Source organism: Nocardioides soli (genome assembly GCF_014191495.1).
GTDB lineage: Bacteria > Actinomycetota > Actinomycetes > Propionibacteriales > Nocardioidaceae > Nocardioides > Nocardioides soli.
Window position 1 is genome coordinate 642,565 of record NZ_JACHWR010000003.1, and the last position, 15,553, is coordinate 658,117.

The 15,553-nt window shown below is 75.2% G+C and carries 15 protein-coding genes and 3 riboswitches; of the genes, 8 read left to right on the top strand and 7 right to left on the bottom strand.

The window, feature by feature from the left end:
* Positions 1-27 precede the first annotated feature (27 nt).
* Genes cobC through FHU40_RS21830 form a run of 4 tightly spaced genes read right to left on the bottom strand, consistent with a single transcriptional unit; the run spans position 28 to position 5,537 of the window.
* Positions 28-1,044, bottom strand: coding sequence for an Rv2231c family histidinol phosphate aminotransferase CobC (cobC, locus tag FHU40_RS21815; protein ID WP_183594472.1), 1,017 nt, complete (start codon positions 1,042-1,044; stop codon positions 28-30).
* A complete protein-coding gene (locus FHU40_RS29720; protein ID WP_343057977.1) occupies positions 1,037-2,905 on the bottom strand; it encodes a cobyrinic acid a,c-diamide synthase CobB in 1,869 nt (622 codons plus the stop codon). Before FHU40_RS29720 ends, cobC begins: the two co-directional genes overlap by 8 nt.
* Positions 2,902-3,519, bottom strand: a complete 618-nt coding sequence (gene cobO, locus FHU40_RS21825; RefSeq protein ID WP_183594473.1) for a cob(I)yrinic acid a,c-diamide adenosyltransferase — start codon at positions 3,517-3,519, stop codon at positions 2,902-2,904. The genes FHU40_RS29720 and cobO overlap by 4 nt, the downstream gene beginning before the upstream one ends.
* The gene (locus FHU40_RS21830; protein WP_183594474.1) at positions 3,519-5,537 is read right to left on the bottom strand and encodes a VWA domain-containing protein; all 2,019 of its coding nucleotides are present in this window, start codon (positions 5,535-5,537) and stop codon (positions 3,519-3,521) included. The genes cobO and FHU40_RS21830 overlap by 1 nt, the downstream gene beginning before the upstream one ends.
* Before the next feature lie 34 nt (positions 5,538-5,571).
* A riboswitch (cobalamin riboswitch) is annotated at positions 5,572-5,705 on the bottom strand.
* Between the two features lie 92 nt (positions 5,706-5,797).
* Between FHU40_RS21830 and cbiE the strand changes: the two genes are divergently transcribed.
* From cbiE to FHU40_RS21845, 3 genes are all read left to right on the top strand, one after another.
* Positions 5,798-7,009, top strand: a complete 1,212-nt coding sequence (gene cbiE, locus FHU40_RS21835; RefSeq protein WP_183594475.1) for a precorrin-6y C5,15-methyltransferase (decarboxylating) subunit CbiE — start codon at positions 5,798-5,800, stop codon at positions 7,007-7,009.
* A complete protein-coding gene (locus FHU40_RS21840; RefSeq protein WP_221200098.1) occupies positions 7,006-7,758 on the top strand; it encodes a cobalt-precorrin-4/precorrin-4 C(11)-methyltransferase in 753 nt (250 codons plus the stop codon). Before cbiE ends, FHU40_RS21840 begins: the two co-directional genes overlap by 4 nt.
* Before the next feature lie 91 nt (positions 7,759-7,849).
* On the top strand, positions 7,850-8,191 hold the full coding sequence (locus FHU40_RS21845) for a hypothetical protein (protein ID WP_183594479.1): 342 nt from the start codon (positions 7,850-7,852) through the stop codon (positions 8,189-8,191).
* Between the two features lie 16 nt (positions 8,192-8,207).
* On the opposite strand, the gene FHU40_RS21850 is transcribed toward FHU40_RS21845, so the two are convergent.
* Genes FHU40_RS21850 through FHU40_RS21860 form a run of 3 tightly spaced genes read right to left on the bottom strand, consistent with a single transcriptional unit; the run spans position 8,208 to position 11,193 of the window.
* Positions 8,208-9,713, bottom strand: coding sequence for a precorrin-2 C(20)-methyltransferase (locus tag FHU40_RS21850; RefSeq protein WP_183594481.1), 1,506 nt, complete (start codon positions 9,711-9,713; stop codon positions 8,208-8,210).
* Entirely contained in the window at positions 9,710-10,387 is a 678-nt protein-coding gene (locus FHU40_RS21855; RefSeq protein WP_183594483.1) for a precorrin-8X methylmutase, read from the bottom strand. Before FHU40_RS21855 ends, FHU40_RS21850 begins: the two co-directional genes overlap by 4 nt.
* Positions 10,384-11,193, bottom strand: coding sequence for a nitrite reductase (locus tag FHU40_RS21860; RefSeq protein ID WP_183594484.1), 810 nt, complete (start codon positions 11,191-11,193; stop codon positions 10,384-10,386). The genes FHU40_RS21855 and FHU40_RS21860 overlap by 4 nt, the downstream gene beginning before the upstream one ends.
* A gap of 52 nt (positions 11,194-11,245) precedes the next feature.
* Positions 11,246-11,443: riboswitch (cobalamin riboswitch) on the bottom strand.
* A 108-nt stretch (positions 11,444-11,551) separates the two neighbouring features.
* Positions 11,552-11,744: riboswitch (cobalamin riboswitch) on the top strand.
* A 20-nt stretch (positions 11,745-11,764) separates the two neighbouring features.
* Here FHU40_RS21860 and FHU40_RS21865 point away from each other — a divergent pair.
* Genes FHU40_RS21865 through FHU40_RS21885 form a run of 5 tightly spaced genes read left to right on the top strand, consistent with a single transcriptional unit; the run spans position 11,765 to position 15,552 of the window.
* Positions 11,765-12,775: an ABC transporter substrate-binding protein gene (locus tag FHU40_RS21865; RefSeq protein WP_183594486.1), complete on the top strand. Its 1,011-nt coding sequence runs from the start codon at positions 11,765-11,767 to the stop codon at positions 12,773-12,775.
* Positions 12,772-13,812 carry a FecCD family ABC transporter permease gene (locus FHU40_RS21870; protein WP_425490202.1) on the top strand — a complete coding sequence of 347 codons (1,041 nt, stop codon included), beginning with the start codon at positions 12,772-12,774 and terminating at the stop codon, positions 13,810-13,812. Before FHU40_RS21865 ends, FHU40_RS21870 begins: the two co-directional genes overlap by 4 nt.
* Positions 13,809-14,579: an ABC transporter ATP-binding protein gene (locus tag FHU40_RS21875; RefSeq protein ID WP_183594488.1), complete on the top strand. Its 771-nt coding sequence runs from the start codon at positions 13,809-13,811 to the stop codon at positions 14,577-14,579. The genes FHU40_RS21870 and FHU40_RS21875 overlap by 4 nt, the downstream gene beginning before the upstream one ends.
* Positions 14,576-15,274, top strand: a complete 699-nt coding sequence (locus FHU40_RS21880; RefSeq protein WP_183594490.1) for a (2Fe-2S) ferredoxin domain-containing protein — start codon at positions 14,576-14,578, stop codon at positions 15,272-15,274. The genes FHU40_RS21875 and FHU40_RS21880 overlap by 4 nt, the downstream gene beginning before the upstream one ends.
* A complete protein-coding gene (locus FHU40_RS21885; RefSeq protein WP_183594492.1) occupies positions 15,271-15,552 on the top strand; it encodes a hypothetical protein in 282 nt (93 codons plus the stop codon). The genes FHU40_RS21880 and FHU40_RS21885 overlap by 4 nt, the downstream gene beginning before the upstream one ends.
* Position 15,553: the final 1 nt, after the last annotated feature.

The following is a 15,553-nucleotide window of genomic DNA, read 5'->3' on the forward strand; positions in this document are numbered from 1 at the left end:
CCACCGGCTTCCTCGTGCCCGCGAGCGTCAGCCTAGGGCATCGGAGCGCAGTGCGGACAGGGCATCGAGGAGTGATCTGCTTCGCGCCGGCGGGCGGACCGCGATGCGTACCCAGGCCGGTCCGAGTCCGGGGAACGTGTCGGCGCGCCGTACGGCGATGCCGGCGTCGCGCAGCGCTGCGTGGCCGCCCGCTCCCACCTCGGCGAGCACGAAGCTCGCGCGCGATGGGACGTGCCGAACACCCATGGTTGACAGGGATTCCTCCAGGTCGCGACGCCATGCGTCGATCTCCAGGGCCCGCCGCTCGGCCTCGGTCAGCGCCTCGGCGGTCGAGCACGCGACCATCGCGGCCGCGGCGGCGCTGGACACCGACCACGGCACCTGCCCGTCGCGCAGGTCGCGCACCACGTCGGGCTCGGCGACGACGTAGCCGGCGCGGACGCCCGGGATGCCCCAGTGCTTGGTCAGGCTGCGGATCACCAGCAGTCCGGGGAGCCGCTCGCCCGCGAGCGTCTCGGGCTCGCCGGGCACGGCGTCCATGAAGGCCTCGTCGACCACGACGAGCCGGTCCTCGCGCAGCAGCTCGCGGATCGTCGTGCGCGGGTGCAGCACGCCGGTCGGGTTCGTCGGGTTGCCGATCATGACCAGGTCCGCGTCGTCGGGAACCACGGCCGGGTCGAGTCGGAACGGCTCGGCCAGCACGAGCTCGGTGACGACGTGACCGGCCTGGCGGAGCGCGGCGTGGGGCTCGGTGAACTGCGGGTGCACCACTGCCGGACGCCGCCACGGCCGCAGCCGCGCCACCAGCGAGAACGCCTCGGCGGCGCCGGCGGTCGCCAGTGCCTCGGCCGGGTCCCGGCCGTGGCGGGCGGCGACGGCGCGCTCGGCCTCGGTCGCGGACGGGTAGCGCGCGGCGTCGTCGAGGCTGGCGTGCAGGGCCAGGTCGAGCCAAGCCGGGCGCGGCCCGTCGTAGACGTTGACGGCGAAGTCGAGCAGTCCGCCGCGGGCCTCGAGGTCGCCGTGATGGCGCAGTGGGTCAGGCACGCGTGGCCGCCCGGGCATGGACCGCCGCCGCGAACCGCCCGGCCAGCTGTGGGTGGCCGGCCCAGTGGGTGTGCAGGTACGACGCGTGCAGGCTGTCGGACGCGAAGCCGACGTCGACCCCGTCGACAGTCCAGGCTGCCCGGCCGGCGGTCATGGGGAGCACCTGGGTGCGGTGGAACTCGTGCCCGGTCAGGGTCTCGCCGGCCCGGGTGAGCAGGCTGTCGGTGGTCGCCGTCATCGTGGGATACCGCAACGTCAGGCGTTCGGTCATCACCGCCTCGGCCGGGATCGCGCCGACCATCGGAGAGGAGTCCAGTGACCGGCAGAGATAGAGCAACCCCGCGCACTCGGCCACGGTCGGGACGCCGTCCGCGAGCGCCGCCGCGAGCTCGCGCCGGAGCACCACGTTGTCGGCGAGCTCGCGGGCGTGCACCTCGGGGAACCCGCCCCCGAGGTAGATGCCCGCGGTGCCGTCGGGCAAGCGCGGATCGACCAGCGGGTCGAAGCTCACCACCGCGCACCCGGCCGCCCGGAGCAGCTCCTCCGTCTCGGCGTACCGGAACGTGAACGCCCGCCCACTCGCCACCGCCACCACGGGCCCGCCGGCGGTCGAGGTACCAACGGTGGTTGAGGAAGGCGCGCTGGCGCCTGTCTCGAAACCACCCCGCGCCGGGGGTCCTCCCGCGGTTGAGGCGCGAGACGCGCCAGCGCCGCCAACGGTGGTTGAGGAAGGCGCGCTGGCGCCTGTCTCGAAACCACCCCGCGCCGGGGCTCCTCCCGCGGTTGAGGCGCGAGACGCGCCAGCGCCGCCAACGGTGGTTGAGGAAGGCGCGCTGGCGCCTGTCTCGAAACCACCCCACGCCGGGCGTCCTCCCGCGGTTGAGGCGCGAGACGCGCCAGCGCCGCCAACGGTGGTTGAGGAAGGCGCGCTGGCGCCTGTCTCGAAACCACCCCACGCCGGGCGTCCTCCCGCAGTTGAGGCGCGAGACGCGCCAGCGCCGCCAGCGGTGGTTGAGGAAGGCGCGCTGGCGCCTGTCTCGAAACCACCCCACGCCGGGCGTCCTCCCGCGGCTGAGGCGCGAGACGCGCCAGCGCTGGTACTGAGGTGCGAGCTCGCGAGCCTCGAAAACCCGGAGTCCCGCAGCGCCACCGCCGGATCCCACGGCTCCGCATCGAGCTCGGGAGCGGATCGCGCGAGGTCGAGGACGGCGTCGAGGTCGACCAGCTCCGCGATCCGGTCGGCGATCCGGTCGATCGCGTGGCCGGCCTCGTCCCGCTCGGCCGCGGGGACCAGCCCGAGATGCCGCGACGGCACGCCGAGCTCGGGGTCACGCCCGATGGTGCCGAGCACGGGCAGGTCGACGGCGTCCGCGACCTCGCGTGCGTGCCGGGGCGAGCCAGCCCGGTTGAGGATGACGCCGGCCACCCGCACCCGGGGGTCCCAGGTCGCCATGCCGTGCACGACCGCGCCGACCGATCGCGACGAGCGCGAGATGTCGACGACCAGGACGACGGGCGAGCGGGTCAGCGTCGCGACGTGTGCGGTCGAGGCGAATCCGGTTCCGCCGACGCGGCCGTCGAAGAGGCCCATCACGCCCTCGATGACCGCGACGTGGGCACCGCGGGCACCGTGCAGCAGCAGCGGCACGATCCGCTCCTCGCCGACGAGGTGTGGGTCGAGGTTGCGGCCGGGTCGCCCGCAGGCCAGGGCGTGGTAGCCCGGGTCGATGTAGTCGGGACCGACCTTGTGGCCGGACACGACGTGGCCGGCGCGGGACAGGGCGGCCATCAGCCCGATCGAGACGGTCGTCTTGCCCTGCCCGGTGGCCGGCGCGGCGACGACGACCCGCGGGAGGCTCACCACTCGATGCCTCGCTGGCCCTTCTGGCCGGCGTCCATCGGGTGCTTGAGCTTGGTCATCTCGGTGACCAGGTCTGCGGCCTCGATCAGCCGAGGGTCGGCGCGGCGCCCGGTGACGACGACGTGCTGGCGGCCGGGGCGGGTGGCGAGCGTCTCGACGACGTCGTCGACGTCGACCCAGCCCCACTGCATGGGGTAGGTGAACTCGTCGAGGACGTACAGGTCGTGCGCCTCCGCGGCGAGCCGGCGCTTGACCTCGGCCCAGCCCTCGGCGGCGTCGGCGGCGTGGTCCTCCTCGGTCCCGCCACGGCGCGACCACGACCAACCCGAGCCCATCTTGTGCCACTCGACCGGGCCGCCCTCGCCGGTCTGCTGGTGCAGCTCGCCGAGACGTTCGAGCACGGTCTGCTCGCCGATGCGCCACTTGGCGGACTTCACGAACTGGAACACCCCGATCCGCCAGCCCTGGTTCCAGCCGCGGAGTGCGAGTCCGAAGGCGGCGGTCGACTTGCCCTTGCCGTCGCCGGTGTGCACCGCGAGCAGCGGGCGGTTGCGGCGCTGGCGGGTGGTCAGCCCGTCGTCGGGGACGACCGACGGCCGGCCCTGCGGGGCCATCAGGCGGCCCGCCCGTCGCGCACCGCGCCGGTGAGGGCGTCGGCGCTCACCTCGGCGACCGGCAGGTGCTCGGCCCGCAGGTGTTCGGCCAGCACGGCGGCGAGCCCCAGGCGGAGCGGGCCACTTTCGCAGTCGACCACGACGGCGCTGGCCCCGGTGGCGGCGACGGTCTCGGCGGCCCGGCGGGAGCGCGGCACGGCGTCTCGTCCGGAGGTCGCGCGGCCGTCGGTCACCACGACCAGCAGCGGACGGCGCCGCGGGTCGCGGATCCGCTCGACCTCGATCACCCGGGCCGCTTCCAGGAGGCCCTCGGCGAGCGGGGTGCGGCCGCCGGCCGGCAGCGCGTCGAGGCGGGTGGCGGCGATGTCGACCGAGTGGGTGGGCGGCAGCGCCAGCTCGGCCGCGCCGTCGCGGAACGTCACCAGCCCGACCTTGTCGCGGCGCTGGTAGGCGTCGAGCAGCAGCGAGAGGATCGCGGTCTTCACCTGCTCCATCCGCCGGCGCGCGGCCATCGAGCCGGAGGCGTCGACGCAGAACAGCACGAGGTTCGACTCCCGTCCCTCGCGGGCGGCACGGCGCAGGTCGCCCGGCAGCAGGCGCAGGGCACCGCCGGCGCGTCCCCGCGCGACCTGGTGGGGTGCGGCGGCGCGGATCGTCTCGGGCAGGTGCAGCGGGCCGCGGCCGTCGGTCGACGTACCGATCCGGCGGCCGTTGTCGGTCCGGGCCCGGCTGCGGCGGCCGGCCTCGCCGGCGCCGGTGCCACGGGCGGTGAGCAGCCGGGCGCGGTACGGCGTGCCGCCGCTCACGGTGGTCGCCGAGGAGGCTGCGCCAGCGGCGGTCGGGGTGCGATCGGGGCGAGGCTCGTCAGCGCCGTTCCCCGGGACGTCATGCGCCTCGTGGGAGGGGTTGCTCTCTTCGTATGACGTCCCGCCGTCCGGCCGGGGGTCAGTCGGGCCGTCCGGCGTGGGATCGGGGTCGGGATCGGGGTCCGGCTCCGGCCCGAGCACCTCGTCGAGCAGGTCCTCGTCGAGACCGGGGGCGTCGAAGGGGTTGCGTCGGCGTCGGTGCGGGAGGGCGAGGCGAGCGGCGGCCCGGACGTCCTCGGTGGTGACCTCGGCGCGGCCGTGCCAGGCGGCGTGCGCCACTGCGGTGCGGGCGGTCACGATGTCGGCGCGCATCCCGTCGACCTCGAACGCCGCGCACAGCTCGGCGATCTGCAGCAGCGCCGCGTCGGACAGCGCGACGTCGGCCACCCGGGCCTGGGCGGCGCCGATGCGCTCGGTGAGGTCGCGCTCGGCGTCGGCGTACGCCGCGGCGAACCCGTCCGGGTCGGCGTCGTAGGCCATCCGGCGCCGCACGACCTCCATCCGCGCCCCGGGGTCGCGTGGCGCGCGCACCTCGACGGTCAGGCCGAACCGGTCGAGGAGCTGCGGTCGGAGCTCGCCCTCCTCGGGGTTCATGGTGCCCACCAGCACGAAGCGGGCCGCGTGCGAGACGGAGACGCCGTCGCGCTCCACGGTCGAGCGACCCATCGCGGCGGCGTCGAGCAGCAGGTCGACGAGGTGGTCGTGGAGGAGGTTGACCTCGTCGACGTAGAGGATGCCGCGGTGCGCCCGGGCGAGCAGGCCGGGCTCGTACTCGGTGCGGCCCTCGGAGAGCGCGCGTTCGAGGTGCAGCGAGCCGAGCACGCGGTCCTCGGTCGCGCCCACCGGCAGCTCGACCAGGCGCACCGGGCGGGTCTCGACGGGCGCGTCGTGGGCGAAGGGGCCGTCGGGGGAGAGCGGCGCCGGATCGCGCGGGTCGCTGGAGAAGCGGTCGCCCGCGACGACGTCGATCCGGGGCAGCACCGCCGCGAGCGCGCGGACGATGGTCGACTTCGCGGTGCCCTTCTCGCCGCGCACGAGGACGCCGCCGATCTCGGGTGACACCGTGGTGAGGATCAGCGCGAGCGCCATGTCGGTGCGGCTGCCGGGCTCGTCGGAGTCGACGACGGCACTGAAGGGGTAGTGCTGTGGCATGAGAGGCTCCCGCTCGCTAGCCAACGGACATCGGAGTGATGCGTGGCGCGAGGCCGGTCTTCGGACTTTCCAGGTCTGTGCCTGGATCACCGCAGCGGGCCTGTGCCGGACTCTCACCGGCTTCCCAGATTCTCCCCACAGAGGGGCACCTCGTGCCGAGGTCAGGCTAGCGCCTCGGCCTCGGCGTACAGCCGGCGGCCCGTCTCGGTGCCGCTCAGGCGGGCGCGGAGCGGCGGCTGCCGTGCCTTAGGGTCGGGCGCGTGCCCGAGCCGGACCAGCCCCGTGTCGCCGTCCTCGGCATCGGCGCCGACGGCTGGAGCGGACTGACCGACGAGGCGCGCTCGCGGGTGCGGGACGCCGAGGTGCTGCTGGGCGGCGACCGCCACCTGCGGCTGGTCCCGGACCTGCCGGGTCAGGTACGGCGGCCCTGGCCGCGTCCGCTCGCCGACGGACTGGGCCCGCTGCTGGCCGAGCACGAGGGGCGGCGGGTCGTGGCGCTGGCGTCGGGCGATCCCTTCGTCTCGGGCATCGGTACGACGCTGGTCCGACTGCTCGGCGCCGACCGGCTCGACGTGCTGCCGACGGTCTCGTCGGTCGCGCTGGCGCGCGCCCGGATGGGCTGGTCGGCCGAGTCGTGCGCGGTCGTCACCACCGTCGGTCGCGATCCGCACGCGGTGCTGCGTGAGCTCGCGCCGGACCGGCGGGTGCTGGTGCTGTCCTCCGACGCGGACACCCCGGCGACGCTGGCGGCGCTGCTCGTCGACCGGGGGTACGGCGCGACCGGGATGACCGTGCTCGGCGACCTCGGCGCCGACGACGAGTCGAGGGTGGCGGCGACCGCCGAGAGCTGGAGCGGCACCGTGCCGGCCCTGAACGTCGTGGCCCTGGAGCTGTGCGGGCCGCTCGTCGGCTCGTGGGTCGCCGGACTGCCCGACGACGCGTTCGAGCACGACGGCCAGCTCACCAAGCGGGACCTGCGGGCGAGCGCCCTGGCCCGGCTCGCGCCCCAGCCCGGCCAGCTCCTGTGGGACGTCGGCGCCGGCGCCGGGTCCGTCGGCATCGAGTGGCTGCGCGCGCACCCGACGTGTGCGGCGGTCGCGGTCGAGGCTGACCCCGACCGGCTGGCGCGGGCCGCCCGCAACGCCGCGCGGCTCGGCGTTCCTCGGCTGCAGACGGCGGGCGGGCGGGCGCCCCGGGCGCTGGCCGACCTGCCGGCCCCGCACGCGGTGTTCGTCGGCGGCGGCGCCACCGCCCCCGGCCTGCTCGACCTGTGCCGCGCCCGGCTGCGCCCCGGAGGGCGGCTGGTCGTGCACGGGGTCACCCTCGAGACCGAGGCGCTGCTCGCCGCGGCGTACGCCGAGCACGGCGGCGAGCTGACCCGGCTGGCGGTCGAGCACGCGGCACCGATCGGGTCGTTCACCGGCTGGACCCCGGCCCGGACCGTCACCCAATGGAGCTGGAGCAAGCCATGACCGTGCACTTCGTCGGCGCCGGACCCGGTGCGGCGGACCTGATCACCCTGCGTGCTGCCGCGCGGCTGGCCTCCGCCGACGTGGTGCTCTACCCGGGCACCTACCTCGACGACGCGGTGCTCGCGCACTGCCGTGAGGGCGCGCGGCTCGTCGACACCCAGGACCTCGACCTCGACGGGATCGTCGCCGAGCTGGTCGGCGCCCACGGGGCCGGACTCGATGTCGTGCGTCTGACCTCCGGTGACCCGTCGGTCTACTCCGCCGTCGCGGAGCAGACCCGCCGCCTCGATGACGCCGGCGTGCCCTGGGACGTCACCCCCGGGGTGCCGGCGTACGCCGCGGCCGCCGCACTGGTCGGCCGCGAGCTGACGGTGCCGCTGGTCTCGCAGTCGGTCGTGCTGACCCGCACCCAGGCCCGCTCGACGGCGATGCCCGAGACCGAGTCGCTGGCGGCGTTCGCGGCCACGCGGGCCACCCTGGTGCTGCATCTCGCGATCACCCGGACCCGGGAGCTGATGGCCGAGCTCGAGGGCGAGTACGGCGCGGACTGTCCCGTCGTGGTCGTGCACCGGGCCTCGCAGCCCGGCGAGCAGGTGCTCGTCGGCACGGTCGCCGACATCGCAGACCAGGTCGAGGCGGCCGGGCTGCGGCAGGCCGCCGTGATCCTCGTCGGCCGAGCGCTCGCCCGCGACGGCGGGGAGTCCTGGCTGTACGCCGGCTCGCGCCGGCGTGAGATTCGCCCTGTCTAGACAGGGATTACGGACGGGCAGGGCTGGAAAGGACTGGGGGCAGCCGCCGCGAGACGGAGCGGACGGCACCCGAATCCCGGAAAGGGACCCCATGACCAAGCGCCTTCTCCCGGCGGCGGCTGCTGCCGCCCTCGTCCTCGCCCTCGCCACCGGCTGCGGCGGTGACGGTGACGGCGGCGGCCGCCCGTCGGTGGACGAGCTCTCGCAGGGCATCCAGGACAACCTGGGTGACCAGCTCGGCGACGCGATGACCGACGACGTCGCCGACTGCATGGCCGAGGCGTTCCACGACTCCGACCTCTCCGACGAGGCGCTGCAGGCGATCGCGGACGGCGACGAGGACTACGACCCGAGCGACGAGGACAAGGACGCTCTGGGCTCGCTCACCAGCGAATCGGTGGCCACGTGCGCGGCGGAGCTCGCCGGCCAGTGAGCCGCCCGGCCTGACGTCAGCCGACCGAGCGCGGTGTCCACACCGCGCCGGTCGGGCTGACGATCGTCCGTGACGCCCCGACGATCAGCAGGCACTTCATGTCGATCGTCGCGGCGTCCAGTTCGGCGAGCGTGGTCACGGTCAGCGACTCCCCGGCCCGGCCGACATCGCGGCCGACGACGACCACGGTGTCGGGGGAGCGGTGCTCGAGCAGCACCTTCCGGGCCTCCGCGACCTGATGGGTGCGCGATCGCGACGCCGGGTTGTAGATCGCCAGCACCAGGTCGGCCGCCGCGACGGCGACCAGCCGACGCTCGATCACCGGCCACGGCTTGAGCCGGTCCGACAGGCTGAGCACCGCGAAGTCGCCGCCGATCGGCGCGCCGGCCCGGGCGGCCACGGCCTGCACCGCGCTCACCCCCGGCAGCACCCGCACGGGCACGTCGGCGTACGCCGGGTCGGTCGCGGCCTCGTAGACGGCCGCGGCCATCCCGAACACGCCCGCGTCCCCGCCCGACACCACCGCCACCCGCTCGCCGGCCCGCGCGAGATCGAGCGCCAAGCGGGCCCGGTCGATCTCGACCGTGTTGCCCGAGGCGTGCCGGGTCAGGCCCGCGCGCTGCGGCACCCGGTCGACGTACGGCGCGTAGCCGACGACGTGGTCGACCTGCGCCAGCGCGGTCGTCGCCTCGGGGGTGAGCCACCGGTCGGGGCCCGGCCCCAGCCCCACGACGAGCAGCTCGGCGGCGCGGGACGCCTCGACGTGCTCGGTGCCGGCTGTGCGGCGACCGGTGCCGTGGCGCGAGTCGCCCGCGACGATGATCAGCGAGAAGTACGGCACCGAGTCGGGGTCGACCTCGGCGACCGGCAGCCAGCGTTCGGCGGGCATCGAGGCCCGTTCGACGTACACCGCCTGGTCGAGCCGGCCCGCCGCCTCCAGGGCGCGGCGCACGGCGGGAAACGTGCGGCCGAGCTTCATGATGATCGCGCCGTCGGTGTCGGCCAGGCGTCGGGCGAGCTCGGGCTCGGGGAGGGTGCCGGGCAGCACGGTGAGCACGTCGGTCTGCCGCACCAGCGGGGCGGCGGCGGTGGCCGCCGCGGCGGCGAACGCGGGCACGCCCGGCACGATCTCGGTCTCGTACGTCGGGGCGAGCCGGTCGTGCATGTACATGAACGACCCGTAGAAGAGCGGGTCCCCCTCGGCCAGCAGCACGACGTCGCGGCCGGCGTCGAGGTGCGCCGCCAGCCGGGCCGACGACTGCTCGTAGAACGCCGCCATCGCGCCGGCGTACCCGCCCGGGTGCGCGGTGGCGCCGGTCGTCACCGGGTAGCGGAGCTCCTCCTCGATCACGCCGTCGGGGATCAGCGCCGCGGCGATCCGGCGCGCGTTCGAGCTCTTGCCGACGCCGGCGTGGTAGGCGACGACGTCGGCGGTGCCGATCAGGCGAGCGGCCCGGAGCGTGATCAGCTCGGGGTCGCCGGGCCCGACGCCCACGCCCCGGAAGCGACCCGGGGTCGTCACTCCTCCTCCTGCGCCAGCGCGTTGACCGCGGACGACGCCATCGCCGAGCCGCCGCGCCGGCCGCGCACGGTCACGAACGGGACGTCGACGCCGTGCTCCGTCGCGAAGGACGCCAGCGCCTCCTTCGACTCCGCGGCCCCGATGAAGCCGACCGGGCAGCCGACGATCGCGGCCGGGCGGGGCGCGCCGTCGAGCAGCATCTCGAGCAGGTGGAAGAGCGCCGTCGGGGCGTTGCCGATCGCGACGACGGCGCCGTCGAGCAGCGGCTCCCACAGCGACACCGCGGCGGCGGTGCGGGTCGTGCCCCAGGCGCCGGCCAGGGTCGGCACCCGCTCGTCGGTCAGGAAACAGTGCACCTCGTTGCCCGCGGGCAACCGCCCGGCCGTGATCCCCATCGCGACCATTCGGGCGTCGGTGAGGATCGGCGCGCCCAGCATCAGCGCGGTGCGCGCGGCGGCGACCAGCCGCGGGTGGACCACGAGGTCGGCGACGAGGTCGGTCTGGCCGCTGCCGTGGATCATCCGGACGGCCAGCTTCTCGGCGTCCGCCGGTAGGCCGCCCAGGTCCGCCTCGCGCCGGATCGTCGCGAAGGAGTCGACGTAGATCGCCGGCCCGTCGTCGACGTACTCGTACCGCTGGGGCGGCCGGCGCAGCGCGCTCGTGTCGGTGCTCATGCCACCGCCTCCGGCACGAGTACGCCGCGCCACGGCGTCACCACCAGGTCTCGATCGCCGGCGCCGAGTGCCGGGTCGAGGAGACCGCCCACCGCCGGCACGTGCCGACCGCCGGGCACCGCGCCGTACGCCAGTGGTGGCGCGGGTGCGGGCAGCCGGGGATCGGGCGGCCTCGGGCCCGCCAGGGGCGAGCCGAGCTCGGAGATGTGCCACTCGCTCGTGCGGACGCTCACGAACGCCGCGGCCAGCGCGACGAGCCGCGGCGGGGCCTCCTCGAGCGGGACGACCTCACCCCAGGCCCCGGCCACCCGCAGCTGCGCCACCCGGGCGTCGAGGGCGACCAGCCCGAGGTCGGTGGGGCGGTCGAGCAGGTCGCCGCGGCCGTCGTCGAGCACGAAGAGGAACCGGCCGGACAGGTGGGCGAGCGCCGGCTCGGCGCACAGCAGCCGGTCGAGGTCGGCCACCACCGGGCGCAGATCGGCGCGGCCGCCGGCGAGTCCGGTCTGCGGCGAGCTCATGATGTTGCGGGCGAGCTCGTGGCTGCGCGAGGGCAGCAGCCCGGTCGCCTCGAACGCCGCGACCACCTCCGCGGTGACCCGGGGGATCCCACGCACCTGCAGGTTCGCGCGGCGAGTGACGTGCACGTCGCCGTCGCCGTACGCCGCGGCCACCTCGGTCAGGGACCGGAGGCCGGCCACCGGTAGCCGCCCGCCGGCCAGGCGGAGCCGCACCAGGTCTCCGTCGGCGGCGGGCCAGGGGCGGAGCACGCCGGGGCAGCGGTCGGGTCGGGTACGGGTAGCGGTCACGGTTCCTCCGCGGTCAGGGGCTCGTGCGCGGAGCCCGCGGGGTTCCTCGCGGCTGGTGCCGGGAGGGCCAGCAGGTCTTCGGACTCGGGATCGACCGGCACGGGACGCCTTCCCAGGACGCCTGTCTCGACAGGGAGGTCCCAGTGGCTTGCATGTCCCGCCCGTCACCCTCACCGCTGCGCGTCAGTCCCGGAGTTGCACCGGGTTCCCTGACCACCGAGGTGGCACGACTGGCAGGGGCGACGTTAGCAACTGCCGATCCGGGGTGGGCGCTCGCGGCCGTGTTCGGGGCCCAGGCTCCTGGCCGAGGTGGGATATCTCGCACCGCGTCGAGGCGCCGGGTGGGTGGCCAGAACTGCTACGTTGCGGGTGCCGTGGTGCACGGGAAGCCGGTCTGATGCCGGCGCGGCCCTCGCCACTGTAGCCGTCGAGCGAGACGGCCCTTGCGGAGCAGTTCGGGCTGCTTCGGACCACTGGGCGCGAGCCCGGGAAGGTCGGCCGTCGAGCGTTGACACGGAAGCCAGGAGACCGGCCACGGCGCATTGATTCCACGAGGGTTTGGAGAAAACAGATGCGCAGTCGACCCCTGCCTACCGTCCTGTCCACCATCGCGGCCGCAGCGGCGGCGCTCGTCCTGGCCGGCTGCGCCGGTGCGCCGGATCGGGAGGCGGCCGCGGAGCCGGCCGACGACCCGGACTTCCCGGTCGACGTGGCCTCCTGTGGCCACACCGCCACGCTCGAAGCCGCGCCCGAGCGCGCCGTCACCCTGAACCAGGGCGCCACGGAGGTGATGCTGGCGCTCGGCCTCGAGGAGCGGATGGCGGGTACGGCGTACCTCGACGACCCCGAGCCGTCGGCCCGCTGGGCGCGGGCCTACGCGTCGGTGCCGGTGATCGCGACGGAGTACCCGACCCGCGAGGAGTTGCTGGCGGCCGAGCCCGACTTCGTGTACGCCTCCTATGTGAGCGCCTTCGACCCGAAGGTCGCGGGCAGCCCCGAGGAACTCGACGAGCTCGGCATCGGCTCCTACCTCTCGCCCTTCGGGTGCGGCGACGGCGCCGAGCGTCCGGAGCCGTCGTTCGAGGCGGTCTGGACGGAGCTCGGGGCGATCGGCACGGCCTTCGGCGTCGCCGACGCGGCCGAGGCCGTCGTCGAGGAGCAGCAGGAGAGGCTCGCCCAGCTCGGCGAGCGCGCGGCCGGCGACGGCACCACCGTGTTCTGGTACGACTCCGGGGAGAAGACCGCGCTCGCCGGGGTCGGCGGAGGTGGTCCGCACGTGCTGATCGATGCGGTCGGTGCCACGAACATCTTCGCGGACGTCGACGGCGGCTGGAAGGAGGTCAGCTGGGAGAGGGTGATCGCCGCCGATCCGGACGTGATCGCGCTCGCCGACGCCAGCTGGTCCACGGCCGAGGACAAGATCGCCTACCTCGAGGGCGACCCGGTCCTCTCCCGGCTGCGGGCGGTTCAGGAGGAGTCCTACGCCGTGGTGCCCTACTCGCAGTCCACGCCCGGCGTGACGCTCATCGACGGGGCGACCTCGCTCGGCGAGCAGCTGGTCGAGCTGTCCGCGCAGGGGTGAGCTCTCGCGCCCTGGTGGCGCCCGGCGCTGCCGCCGTCACGGCCCTCGTGCTCCTCGTGAGCGTGGCCGTGGCACTCGGCCTGGGTGCCGTCTCGATCCCGGTGAGCGACGTCGTCGCGGTCGTCGCCCGGCGGCTCAACCTCGGGACCTACGACGTGTCGCCGCTCGACGACCAGATCGTGTGGCAGCTGCGGCTGCCGCGCGTGCTCGGCGCGGCCGCGGTCGGTGCGGGTCTGTCGGTCTGCGGCGCGGTGCTCCAGTCGCTGACGCGCAACGACCTGGCCGACCCCTACCTGCTCGGCATCTCCAGCGGCGCGGCGGTCGGCGCGGTGACGGTGATCGTCCTGGGCACCTCGGCGGTCGGCGTCCTGGGCGTCGCCTCGGTCACCGGCGCGGGTCTGCTCGGCGCGCTCGGTGCGCTCGCCGTCGTACTGTTGCTGGCGGCGGGCCCGCGGGGAGAGCTCTCACCCGCGCGCACGGTGCTCGCCGGTGTGCTGGTCGCCCAGGCGTGCGGAGCCTACGTGGCCGCGCTCATCCTGATGAGCGGCGACAGCGACGCCGCCCGCCGCGTGCTGACCTGGACGCTCGGGTCGGTCGCCGGACTGCGCTGGGACTCCGCGCTCCTGCTCGTCGTCGTCGCGGTCCTCGGCACGGTCGCCTTCACGGCGCTGGCCGGCCAGCTCGACGCGTTCGCCTTCGGCGACGTGTCCGCACGGTCGCTCGGCGTCCACGTCGATCGGCTGCGGTGGCTGCTGATGGTGGGCACGGCCCTGGTCACGGCCAGCCTGGTCGCCTACGCCGGGACGATCGGCTTCGTCGGCCTCGTCGTACCCCACCTGGTGCGTGCCGTCACCGGCGCGCTGCATCGGGCGTTGCTGCCGCTCTCGGCGCTGGTCGGCGCGGTGCTGCTCGTGTGGGCCGACACCCTCGCGCGCACGGTCGTCGACGGGCAGGAGATCCCCGTCGGCGTGGTGACGGCGATGGTCGGGACGCCGTTCTTCGCCTGGCTCCTGCGACGCCGGAGGGAGGCCCGATGAGGCTGTCGGTGGACGGGCTGGGCTGGTCGGCCGGCGGGCGACCGGTCCTGGAGGACGTGTCGCTCACGTGCCGGTCGGGCCGGGTCACCGGGCTGCTCGGTCCGAACGGCTCCGGCAAGACGTCCCTGCTCCGGCTGGTCGCCGGGCTCGTGCGCCCCGAGTCCGGAATCGTCCGGCTGGGTGACCGCGACGTGCACCGGATGCGCGTGCGCGAGCGTGGCCGGGTGCTCGCGCTGGTCGAGCAGGAGGCGACCACCGCGCTCGACCTGAGCGTGCGCCAGGTGGTCGAGCTGGGGCGGACGCCGTACCGCTCGCGTCTGGTGGTCGGGGACCCTGAGGGCGCCGAGGCCGTGACCGTCGCGCTGCGGACGGCGCAGGTCGAGGAGCTGGCCGGGCGGGCCTGGCGCACGCTCTCAGGTGGAGAGCGGCAGCGCACGCACCTGGCCCGGGCGCTCGCCCAACAGCCCGAGGTCCTGCTCCTCGACGAGCCGACCAACCACCTCGACCTGCGTCATCAGCTGGACTTCCTGGGGCGGGTCCGGGGACTCGGGCTGACCGTCGTGGCAGCCCTGCACGACCTCGAGCTGGCCGCGGCGTACTGCGACGACCTCGCCGTGCTCGACGACGGCCGACTGGTCGCGCAGGGCCCGGTCGGGGACGTGCTGACCCCCGGACTCGTCGAGCGGGTGTACGGCGTCGACGTGGCCGTCGAGCGGCACCCGGTGCACGATCGGCTGCACGTGCGGTGGAACGGCGTGGCCTCATGACCGGCGCCGACCCGCTGGTCGTGGTCTGGATGGGCGTCGCCGATCCGGGGCCGGGACTCTCCGTGCTCGCGACGCGGTGCGGCGCGTCCGTCGCGCACCTCCAGCTCGGCGAGCCGTCGTTGCGTCGGGAGCTGGATCGGCTCGCGGATGCGGGGGAGCGGCGAGTCGTGCTGGTGGGTGTGTCCTTCGGGGCCGCGCCCGGGAACTCCTGGCTGCGCCGGGTCGCCGCGCACTGGTGGCGAGAGCGGACCGACCCACCCGAGGTGGTGGTCGCGACCGGCCTCCTCGACCACGAGCACGACGAGGTCGCGCCGTTGCTGGCGCGGGCCCGCCCGATCGTCGGCACCGAGGCGGGTCTGGCGTCGTCCGCCTGGGAGGACGTGCCGAGGCATCGCCAGCAGGTCTTCGTGTGTCGCGGCCCGCGCTGCACGGCGCGCGGCGCTGACGAGAGCGCCGCGGTGCTCGGGCGGGCGCTCGCCGCGGCGGGTCTGGGTGACGACGACGTGCTGGTCACCCAGACCGGCTGCCAGTTCCCGTGCAACCACGCGCCGGTGGCCACCGTGCAGCCCGACGACGTCTGGTACGGCGGGGTCGACGCGGCCGCCGCCCGGGCCATCGTGCACGAGCACGTCGTCGGCGGCTCGCCGGTCGCCGGCCATCGGCTCGTCCGCGACCCGGGAGGTGCGGGGCGATGACCGGGCGGCTGCGCCAGGACGTCGGGGCCCTGCGTGGGTTCCTCGAGGCCCGCCTGATGGAGGACCTGGCTCGCATCTGGGCCCGCGACGCGGTCGCCGTCGACCCGGAGCGCCGGCCGGGGATGGCCGCGCAGGTCGAGGTGGTCGACGACCTCCTCCGGGTCGTCCGGTCCGGCGGGCTCCCGGAGCGTCGCGAGCTGCGGATCCTGCTCCACGGCTACGGCGGGCACCCCGACTTCGACCCGGCCTGGCAGGCCCTGCTCCGGGACTGGCTCTAGG

Bases quoted from the DNA above. Each gene is read 5' to 3' on its own strand.
- cobO (WP_183594473.1), bottom strand. From the start codon at position 3,519: ATGGCCCCGCAGGGCCGGCCGTCGGTCGTCCCCGACGACGGGCTGACC.
- FHU40_RS21830 (WP_183594474.1), bottom strand. From the start codon at position 5,537: ATGCCACAGCACTACCCCTTCAGTGCCGTCGTCGACTCCGACGAGCCC.
- FHU40_RS21840 (WP_221200098.1), top strand. From the start codon at position 7,006: ATGACCGTGCACTTCGTCGGCGCCGGACCCGGTGCGGCGGACCTGATC.
- FHU40_RS21845 (WP_183594479.1), top strand. From the start codon at position 7,850: ATGACCAAGCGCCTTCTCCCGGCGGCGGCTGCTGCCGCCCTCGTCCTC.
- FHU40_RS21855 (WP_183594483.1), bottom strand. From the start codon at position 10,387: ATGAGCACCGACACGAGCGCGCTGCGCCGGCCGCCCCAGCGGTACGAG.
- FHU40_RS21865 (WP_183594486.1), top strand. From the start codon at position 11,765: ATGCGCAGTCGACCCCTGCCTACCGTCCTGTCCACCATCGCGGCCGCA.
- FHU40_RS21875 (WP_183594488.1), top strand. From the start codon at position 13,809: ATGAGGCTGTCGGTGGACGGGCTGGGCTGGTCGGCCGGCGGGCGACCG.
- FHU40_RS21880 (WP_183594490.1), top strand. From the start codon at position 14,576: ATGACCGGCGCCGACCCGCTGGTCGTGGTCTGGATGGGCGTCGCCGAT.
- FHU40_RS21885 (WP_183594492.1), top strand. From the start codon at position 15,271: ATGACCGGGCGGCTGCGCCAGGACGTCGGGGCCCTGCGTGGGTTCCTC.